Below are 8,751 nucleotides of genomic sequence, written 5' to 3' on the forward strand. Positions count from 1 at the left end.
TGGCCTGTCCGCCGCGGAACCCGCTGGCTTTTCGCTCACGTGCCCGTCCCCTCCGGCTCATGTGCTCGCACCGGCATCAGAAGGCCGAGTATCCAAGGCGTCCAGCTCCGCCGGCGTCATCATGACGCGCCGGCCCCCCCGCTGCGTGACGGCCATGAATCCCACCCCCCAATCTCCTGACGACTCGTCAGAAAGGATGGGGCCCTTCCCTCCGCCGCGCAATGCCCGCTAGCCTCACGCGCCCGACCGGAGCGAGCGCGAGACAGCGGGAGCCGCCCATGGCGCCGAAGGTCCAGTCCGCCGAAGTGCCCGACCCGGCGACCACCGTGCTGCTGACCGTCGAGTGCCAGCGCGGCGTCGTCGGCCCCGACAGTGCGCTGCCGCAGCTGGCCGAGGCCGCCCGGGCCTCCGGGGCCCTGGCCAATGTGGCGCGGCTGGTCGCCGGAGCGCACCAGGCCGGGGTCCAGGTCGTGCACGCCGTGGCCGAGCGCCGCCCCGACGGCCGGGGTGCCGCCCGCAACGCACCCCTCTTCCGCGCCGCCGAACGACTTCCCGTGCTCCAGCTGACCGGCACCCTGGCCGTCCGCGTCGCCGACCCGATCCCGGTCGGCGACGGCGACCTGGTCGTCCGCCGGCTGCACGGCCTCTCCCCGCTCGCGGGCACGGGCGCGGACGCCCTGCTGCGCAACCTCGGCTGCCGCACCCTGGTCGTCACCGGCGTCTCGGCCAACGTGGCGATCCCCAACACCGTCTTCGACGCCGTCAACCTCGGCCATACGGTCGTGGTGCCGGCGGACGCCGTCGCCGGCGTGCCCGCCGACTACACCGCGGCGATGATCCGGCACACCCTGGCCCTCGTCGCGACGGTCACCACGACCGGGGCGCTGCTGCGCGGCTGGCGGCGGCCCCGCTGAGCCACCGCCCGCCACGCGCCCCGCCCCGGGGCGGGGTCAGCCCAGGCTGACCGAGTCGCCGCTGACCGAGATCCGCTCGGCCGGGAGCGGCCGGCGCGCCGGCCCGTGCCGCACGCTGCCGTCCGCGACGGCGAAGCGGCTACCGTGGCAGGGGCAGTTGATGGTCCCGCCCGACACGTCGCCCACCACGCACCCCTCGTGGGTGCACACCGCCGAGAACGCCTTGAACTCGCCCTTCACCGGCTGCGTCACCACGACCTTCCGGTCGGGGAAGATCTTCCCGCCGCCCACCGGGATCTCCGAGGTCCTGGCCAGCGCCGCACCCCCGGGTGCCTGGCCGGAGGTCGCCGCGCCCGAGGGCGATCCGCCCTGCTGGGCCCCGCTGGACGACGCCGTCTCGGGTTGTGCGGTCGCCTTGGGTTCCTTCTTCTCCGAGTCGCCGCACGCCGCGAGCACGGCCGCCAGACCCGCGACGCCGGCCGTCACCACGACGGCACGGCGGCTCGCACCACCCGGGACGGGCCCCGGAGCAGGTCCCGGCTCCTCGGCCGATGGGTCGGAGGATCCGGGTAGACCAGACAGAACTGACATTCTCACTCCTTCTGAGGGGTCGACAAGGAGTCGTACGGCTCAGCCGCCCTGTGCGTTCACACGCCGAGTAACCTGGGGCGATGCTCCCCGAAGTCACCGCCACCCGGTATGCCGCGCCCTTGCGCGAGGGCGGCTCGCTCCCGGGCATCGCCGAGGCCGACGATCTCGGGACATACGTCATGAAGTTGTCCACCGAGCGGCGCTGACCTGCGGAAGCGATCCGTTTTTGGTCTCTGACCTGCGAGACGCATCTTTCCGGAGCTTTCACCTTGCTGCGGCTTTACGTAGCGATTCTCCCCACGCGCTCCCCACCGCGCCGTGAAACTCCCCAGATTCCCCCCAACAGCGAGCGGACCGAGCGACGGTCGCCGCCTGGCACGCCAGGCCGGCGAGCGTGACATCGGAGGGGCTGCCACCACGTAAGACGACGAGAGTGGAGGGAGCCGGGGGCCGGGCGGTTTCCGGCAGGTCCCCACGAAGGCCGCGGACCTGCTGGCCGGGGCCATGAATCTGGCCTGATGCCATGCAGGAACGACACCGGTTCCGGCTGGCCTGCATGCTCGGTGCCCGGCACGAGATTCGCCTTCTCGACGAGCCGGCCAACCACCTCGATGCCCCGGCGGCCTGGACTTCCTCACCCGCCGGCTGCGCGAGCACGACGGCGGCCTCGCTGTCGTCAGCCACGGCCGGGCGCTGCTGCGCGAGGTCGCGGACCGGTCCCTCGACCTCGCCCTGGCCCGCGACGGGAGGCCGCGCCTGTACGCCGGTGGCTACGACGCCTGGCGGGGCGCCCGGCAGTGTGCCGCAGCCGCCGCCAGTGCTGCGGTGGCCGGACTCGGGCGTCCGGCCGGGTGCGCCGCAGCTGCGGGCGCACGGCGTCGCCGTCGCCGGGCGGCTGGCGGGACGAAGCCCTGTTGACCGAGGCGGGACGGGTAGCAAGCATCATCTGATCACCGATGCCACCGGCATCCCGCTCGCCGCCACTTCGACTGGCGGTAGCCGCAACGACGTCACCCAAGGGCTGTAGGGATGACCGCACGAGCGCACCGTGAGGGCATCGCACTGGCCGCACTGGTCGTGCACTTGGGCGAGGGTGTCGTCGTAGGCACTGTCGGGGACCTTCTTCGACCTTGACCGAGCGCCGTCGTGGCTGCGGCGAGCGGCCGGGGTGATGCCTCCGCATCAACACGGCGCCGGCGGACACGCTCACGGCGGGGCCGGCATCGCCGTCGTCACCAGGGCCCCCACGCTCGGGCTTTCCATGGGGCAGGGGGGACGCCTGGGGACGGGTGCGGGGTGCTGCCCTCGTCAGCTTTCGACGGCTTCTTCGGCGGCTGTTTCTTCGGCGCCTTCGACCGGGCCGGTCGGTACGGCGGTCTCGGCCGGCTCGACCAGCTCGGCTGCTGCCATGGGTCCGTTGCCGACGTTCGTCGCACCGAAGGGGAGCCACATCCACCAGCCGGGTCGATCGCCGATGTTCCCTCTCCTGTTCACGACCTTGAACTGCACCTGGTCGTTCCTCTTCAGAGGGATCGTCAGAAGCTCGCCGCCCGGCTGCCCGTTCGAATGGTCGGCGTAGGTCATGAAGCGGCCGTGGGGGAAGGTGTTGACATACACCTCCGTGCCGGCTGTGGAGCCCGAGTTGCCGGCCCAGGCGTGGATCACGAGGAGGCCGGACGTGTCGGCGGTGAAGCTGTGCTGTGCGTTCTTGGTGAGCTTGCCTCTCTTGGCTTCCTTGACGATGTCCACGCCGGCGGTGAAGTCGATCGGTGCGCTGACCTTGATGGTCTTGTCGGCCCCGTCGTTGACGCCCCGCAGGTCACCGGTGCGGAGGACGGTGCCCTTGGCCATGTCGATGTGCTTGTCGACGGTGATGGTGCCGCCGCTTACGGTGGTGATCTTGTTGGTCTTGAGTGCGTTGCCCGCGCTGACACTGAGGGTGTTTTCCACGGTGACCGGCTTCTTGAAGACCGCCGTGCATTCGGCGTTGCCACGCGTACCGGCCTGGAACTTGCCGTGCACTTCCAAGCCGTCGTTCTGATGGACCACAAGTGGGGCACCGGCGTTGCCTTGGATGCCGCCCTTTGCCGCGAGGAGTCCGTTGACTTCCAGCCCGCCCCCGGCCAGGAGTTTCACCGTGCCGGTGGTGTGGTCGACGGAGCTGCTGATTTTGATGCTGCTGCCGGCCGCGCTGATCTCCGGAGTCACCAGCTTCTTGCCCGCGGCGATGGAGATGTTGTCCTTGGCGGTGACCGTCCCATGGACGGTGAGGTTGCCGATCTCCAGGTCCGGCTTGATGACCGTGACGCCGGTGGACAGGATTCGCTTGACTGTTTCCGCGCCTGTGCTGACCGTGCCGATCAGGTAGAAGGTGGTGTCGGAGCGGACGTCGGTGATGATGCGACGGGTCTCGTTGGTGACATCGAGGCAGGTGGCGCCGTACAGCAGCTGGTATTCGGCGTTCGCCGAGCGCTCCCACGTCAGGGTCACCTGGCCGCCGTTGTCGATGACCAGCGGGTTGCAGATCAGGTTGCGCAGGTAAAAGTCCGGCGGGAACTTGCCCACGCTGAATTGCGTCGTCCGGGGCTGGAAGGCGCTGTTTCCGGTGCGGGACCTTTCCGTCACGTCGATCGGTGAGGCGCCGACCTTCCGGCTGATGGGGATCTGCGACAGCTGGATGGTGAATCCGGTGTTCGCGTCGATCGTCGCGTAGCCGGCAGTGGGCTCGAACACGAACTCTTGCCTGGTCGTGTCCAGGCGCGAGGTCCAGCCGGGGAGGCTGATCCGGTGGTTGACCTGGCCGAGGTCGGTGGCCAGGTCCGGGGACATCGTCCCCGCCGGTACCTTCACCCTGATCGATTCGACGTCCGCCGGGTCCCTGTGGCGCCTCGACCCGACGATGATCAGCTCGCCCTTCTCCAGCGGTGCCGACGGGTTCTCCGGCGACGCCTTCAGCGGGTCCGGGCTGGTCGTGATCTCGAACGAGAGCAGCGGCTCCTGCGCGGACGTCGTGTCCGCCGCGCCGAGGTGGGTGACCAGTGCCATGGTGTGTTCCTTGCTCCTTGTAAGACAGACAGAGGGCGTCAGTTGCCCAGGGTCAGGAACCCCGAGCGGATCTCCGGGCCGGCCGGCGGAAGGCCGGACGGGTCCTGGCTCAGGATCGGCAGGCGGTGCCAGGCGTCGCCGCGCTTTTCCGTCCAGGTCCAGGTGCCGGTGGCGGTGGCCGGCGTCGGCATGAACACCGTCTCCTCCGGCTTGTCCCCGGCCCCCCGCAGCGCGGCGGTCGCGGCCAGCAGGGGACCCGTGCGGAAGTTGACCGTCATCCGGGTGATGGCCTGGTCCGTGAACTCCTGGGGGACGTGGACCCGCTTGGTGGCGAGGATGTCGGTGGTCGCGTGGACGGCGGCACGCGGGTCGAGGAGGAGGGTGGCCTCGGCGGTGTTGTGGTCGCCGAAGTCCAGTCGCAGGCTGGGGTCGTCGCCGATGGGGCGCAGGTAGTCGCCGCCTTCACCGACCGGTTCGATCACCGTCTCGAAGTGGTCGTAGTCGTTGTCGACGACATAGCCGACCAGGCCGTCGTCGGTCTGTGCGGCCTCGCCCAGGCGGATCGCCCAGGGGTAGCCGGTCACGTCGGCGGGGGCGTCCGCGAAGAGGTGCTGCCAGCTGACGTCCGTGCGCAGCGGCCCCCGCAGTTCCATCGCCAGGCGGGTACGGACGAGGGCGAGCGGCCGGCCGAGGAGGAAACCGAGGCCCGGGTCGGCGGGGCCGTCCGGGTCGATGGTCTCCAGCGTCCGGTCGAGCGTGGCGCGGAACGCGTCGAAGACGCCGGGTCCGCGGGTCTTGACGGCGTTCAGCAGGCGGTAGGTGTGCGGTGAGCGGTCCCGGAACTGTTCGAAGTCGGTGAGGTCCGAGCCCGGCAGGGCGGACCAGGACACTTCCCTCTGCCCGTCGGCGGTGAGCGTGACGCGCAGTTCACCCAGCGCCGAGCCGTCGGGGGCGTGGACGACCAGGGACTTGTCGAAGCGGTTGTGGAGGAGCCAGGCGCACACGGGGTTGTTGCCCGGCGCCAGGTCCGTGTCCTCGTCCCCGGCCGCGGACAGGAAGTCGAACCGCAGCCGCGCCGGCTGGAGCAGGCGCGGGCCCAGTTCCACAAAGCGGTCGCTGTCGTGCTCGCTGACGGGGTGTGCGGGACGCATGGTGCGGGGCATCTCGGGGCGGAAGTGGGCGGGATTGTCGATGAGGTTGACCGCGCGGCCGAACCTGTCGACCACCGCGAGGTTGAGGAAGGCGAGCTGCCCGGCGCGCAGGTGCTGGAAGGTGGAGTCGGGCCAGGGGGCCCAGTCGCTGGCGGGCAGGGCGCCTGGGTCGGGCGGCGAGTAGTTGCCGTTGCCGATCAGTTCGGCGATGTCCCCCGCGGACTGGAGGCCGGCGTTGGGCCGGCGCTGAGCGATGGCCGCGCCGAAGCCGTCCAGGGTCTGCGAGAGCAGGTCGGTGCCGCGCGTGCGGGCGCGTACTCGGCCGAGGGCGTCGGCGGGCAGGCCGCGCAGGCGGGCGTACGCGGCGAGGGCGCCGTCGATGATGTGGCCGGCGGTGGGGGCGAGAGTCTGCCGGCCGGAGACGACCAGGGGCGTGCCGACAGGCCCCTCTCCCTGCCACTGGTAGCGGGAGCCCTCGATGAAGTCCCAGTGGGTGGAGTCGCCTTCGTGGAAGGGCAGCGGAACGTACTCCGCCTTCCACAGGAGGTACAGCGGCTGCCACGGCATGCGCCAGGGTTCGGTGCCGTACTCGGGCAGGGTGCCGGTGACATTGCTGATCTCACCCGTCCGAAGGGCCCGATCCAGGATCAGGAACTCCGTCAGCAGGGCCGGGAAGCAAGGCGGCAGGTTGGTGAGATTCACCTGCCGGGCGACCTCGGCCACGTCGCCCGTCGAGACCCCCGACGCTTGAGTGACCAGGCGGTCGGGCGTGCGGCAGGGCAGCGGGGTGTCGCGGGTGAGCGGGGCGTGGAGGTTGGTCCCCTGGAGGGAGAGCACCGGGTCGGCGGCGTACTCGAACTCCTGGGCCGGGACGCGGATCAGGCGGCGGGCGGCACGGGCCCCGTACGCCGGGTACTTCGCATCGATGTCGGCGGCCAGCTCCTCCTGTGTACGGCCCCAGGGGAGGTTCTCGCGCAGTCCGGCCAGCTCGCGCGCCAGCCGTACGACGTGCCCGGCGGCGCCGTCGGGGTTGGTCATGTCGAGCTCGGCGGCGATGCGGTCCTGGAACTCGTCGGACTGGTCGTCCAGCCGGGACAGCCACCACAGGTGGTAGAGCCGCTCGCGCGCGGCGTCCAGCTCGGCTTCCTTGGTGTCGAAGGCGACCTGCCTGCGGTTGAGCTCGGCGACGGTCGCCTCCTCCGCCGCGCGGGCCTGCCGCTGGGCGGACAACCGGGCTGCGGTGGGCAGGTCGCCGGTGTCCTCGCCGCGTTCGCCGACGAACCAGCGGTAGCCTCCGCCCACGGGCCCGAAGGCGGCGTCGTGGGCCCGGCGGTCGGTGAGGAGGCCGGCCTCGGGGCGGTCCTGTTCCTCCAGGCCGTCGACGCCCCCGAGGAGGAAGGCACGGAACAGCTTCGCCTCCTCGGTGGAGAAGGCGCCGTCGCCGCCCGCCCGTGTGCCCAGCTCGGCCACCGCCTCGCCAATGGTGTTGGAGACGATGGCGGTGACGTCGTCGCGGAGCGGGCAGTCGGAGTCGGGCACGGGCCCGGTCCGGTCCCACTCCAGCCCCAGGACGCTCCCGGAGTAGACCGAGTTGCGGATGCCGCTGCCGGAGCCGGCCGGCTTGGTCCAGCCCAGCCGGGCCAGCAGGCCGGTGAGGTCCTCCGTCCCGGCGAGGATGTCGCTGCCGGGCTGCGCGTACCAGCCGGCCACGAAGTAGCTCAGCCGCTCCTGGTCCGCGACGTCGTCCAGGCGGTCGTGCATCGAGAAGACATTGGTGTTGTACGGCTGGAAGACGGAGAACGTCAGCAGGCCCGGGCCGATCGCGGTGAGGAACGGCTCCCGCGTGCCCCCCGGCTCCTGCCAGGCGCCGGTGAGCTCATGGCACTTACCGATCAGGGTGGCCCGCGGCTCGTCGCTGTGCGGGTCCTGGAAGGAGACGGTGCCATTCATCGGGTCGAGGTAGTCGCTCTCCACGACCCAGGCCTTCAGCTGCCGGGTGCTGTCCTGGTGGCGGACGACGAGCCAGCGGTTGGGAACCAGCGGGAAGTCGCCGATGCCCTCTTCGTCGTCGTGGCTGCCCCGCGTGAGGGCGGCCGGGAGTTCCCACTGGAGGTAGACGCCGAGGCGCTCCTCGCGGCCGTTCCATTGCTCCAACGAGCTGAAGGGCGCCGGCTCGGGCGCGACGCCCCGGCCGAAGGGGCCGAAGTTGGCGATCCAGCGGTGGATGACGTGGCGGCTGCCGCCGTCACGCGTCTGCTGGTTGACGGCGAGGGCTGCGACCTCGACCGGCACGACCAGGGTGTTGTCCACGGACACGGTCCGGTGGTCCTTTCGGTGAAGCGGTTGGTGGGCCGGTCAGGGCCGGGTGAAGTTCTGCACCTGCGGCGCGTTGATCATCTGGAGGGCGAACTGGGCGGACGACAGCTGCGGCACACCGTGCGCCTCGGCCAGCGCCGGGACCAGTGCGTCCCCCGTGCCATGGACGTTGAGGACGTCGTGTCCACCGGGGCGCAGGAAGCGGCCGAAGCCGGCCGGCTGCGGGAACTCGCCCATGGGACGGCCGATGTGGTCGCCGCTGATCTCCCGCAGCTCGATCGTGCCGACGTCCCCGATCCCGAAGCACAGCCCGCGCGGCGGCTCCGCCAGCTCGAAGCGGTCGATCACGGCGGGGTAGAGCAGGAGCTGGACGTCCGTGCCGTACACGGCCGTGCGCAACGGCTCGACCACGGAGCCGCCCGCGTAGGCCGTGACGATGGTGTTCGGCCAGTGCGGTACGAGGTCGGAGCGGATCAGCACCGCGCAGGACGGCACCGGGCCGCCGCCGGTGGCGAGGGCGTTGAGGTCGGCGTCGAGCGCGTGCCCCACGCCGATGCTGAGCGCGCCGTCCACCGCCGCCCGCACCCACCCGGCGTCGACGTAGGCGAAGCGGATGCTCTGCGGCGGCAGCATCCGGGCGTCCGGCACCAGGTGCTCGAAGGCGAGCATCTCCAGCAGCCGCAGCCGGTCGAGCCAGGCACGGACGGGCTCCAGCTGTTCGCCGGCGGCCTGCG

Annotated in this window: 5 protein-coding genes and 2 pseudogenes; 3 read left to right on the top strand and 4 right to left on the bottom strand. The window is 71.2% G+C overall.

Annotation, left to right across the window (positions count from 1 at the left end; translation table 11 throughout):
• Nucleotides 1-278 precede the first annotated feature (278 nt).
• Entirely contained in the window at nucleotides 279-914 is a 636-nt protein-coding gene (locus AB0K09_RS24580; RefSeq protein WP_366067543.1) for a cysteine hydrolase, read from the top strand.
• 36 nt (nucleotides 915-950) lie between these two features.
• Here AB0K09_RS24580 and AB0K09_RS24585 read toward each other — a convergent pair whose 3' ends face one another.
• On the bottom strand, nucleotides 951-1,403 hold the full coding sequence (locus tag AB0K09_RS24585) for a Rieske (2Fe-2S) protein (RefSeq protein ID WP_366067544.1): 453 nt from the start codon (nucleotides 1,401-1,403) through the stop codon (nucleotides 951-953).
• Nucleotides 1,404-1,585: 182 nt separating this feature from the next.
• Between AB0K09_RS24585 and AB0K09_RS24590 the strand changes: the two genes are divergently transcribed.
• The gene (locus AB0K09_RS24590; protein ID WP_366067547.1) at nucleotides 1,586-1,711 is read left to right on the top strand and encodes a hypothetical protein; all 126 of its coding nucleotides are present in this window, start codon (nucleotides 1,586-1,588) and stop codon (nucleotides 1,709-1,711) included.
• A 695-nt stretch (nucleotides 1,712-2,406) separates the two neighbouring features.
• Nucleotides 2,407-2,523: pseudogene (locus AB0K09_RS24595) on the top strand (IS5/IS1182 family transposase); the annotation flags it as partial.
• 290 nt (nucleotides 2,524-2,813) lie between these two features.
• Here the strand turns inward: AB0K09_RS24595 and AB0K09_RS24600 are convergent.
• The 3 genes and pseudogenes from AB0K09_RS24600 to AB0K09_RS24610 form a co-directional block, all read right to left on the bottom strand.
• Nucleotides 2,814-4,550 carry a hypothetical protein gene (locus AB0K09_RS24600; RefSeq protein ID WP_366067545.1) on the bottom strand — a complete coding sequence of 579 codons (1,737 nt, stop codon included), beginning with the start codon at nucleotides 4,548-4,550 and terminating at the stop codon, nucleotides 2,814-2,816.
• Nucleotides 4,551-4,588: 38 nt separating this feature from the next.
• Nucleotides 4,589-8,017, bottom strand: coding sequence for a hypothetical protein (locus AB0K09_RS24605; RefSeq protein WP_366067546.1), 3,429 nt, complete (start codon nucleotides 8,015-8,017; stop codon nucleotides 4,589-4,591).
• A gap of 39 nt (nucleotides 8,018-8,056) precedes the next feature.
• Nucleotides 8,057-8,751 (bottom strand): annotated as a pseudogene (locus AB0K09_RS24610) (hypothetical protein); the annotation flags it as partial.

It is taken from the genome of Streptomyces sp. NPDC049577 (assembly GCF_040675635.1).
Lineage (GTDB): Bacteria > Actinomycetota > Actinomycetes > Streptomycetales > Streptomycetaceae > Streptomyces.

Excerpts from the sequence above, each read along its gene's own strand:
- AB0K09_RS24580 (WP_366067543.1), top strand. The coding sequence starts at position 279 with ATGGCGCCGAAGGTCCAGTCCGCCGAAGTGCCCGACCCGGCGACCACC.
- AB0K09_RS24590 (WP_366067547.1), top strand. The coding sequence starts at position 1,586 with ATGCTCCCCGAAGTCACCGCCACCCGGTATGCCGCGCCCTTGCGCGAG.
- AB0K09_RS24600 (WP_366067545.1), bottom strand. The coding sequence starts at position 4,550 with ATGGCACTGGTCACCCACCTCGGCGCGGCGGACACGACGTCCGCGCAG.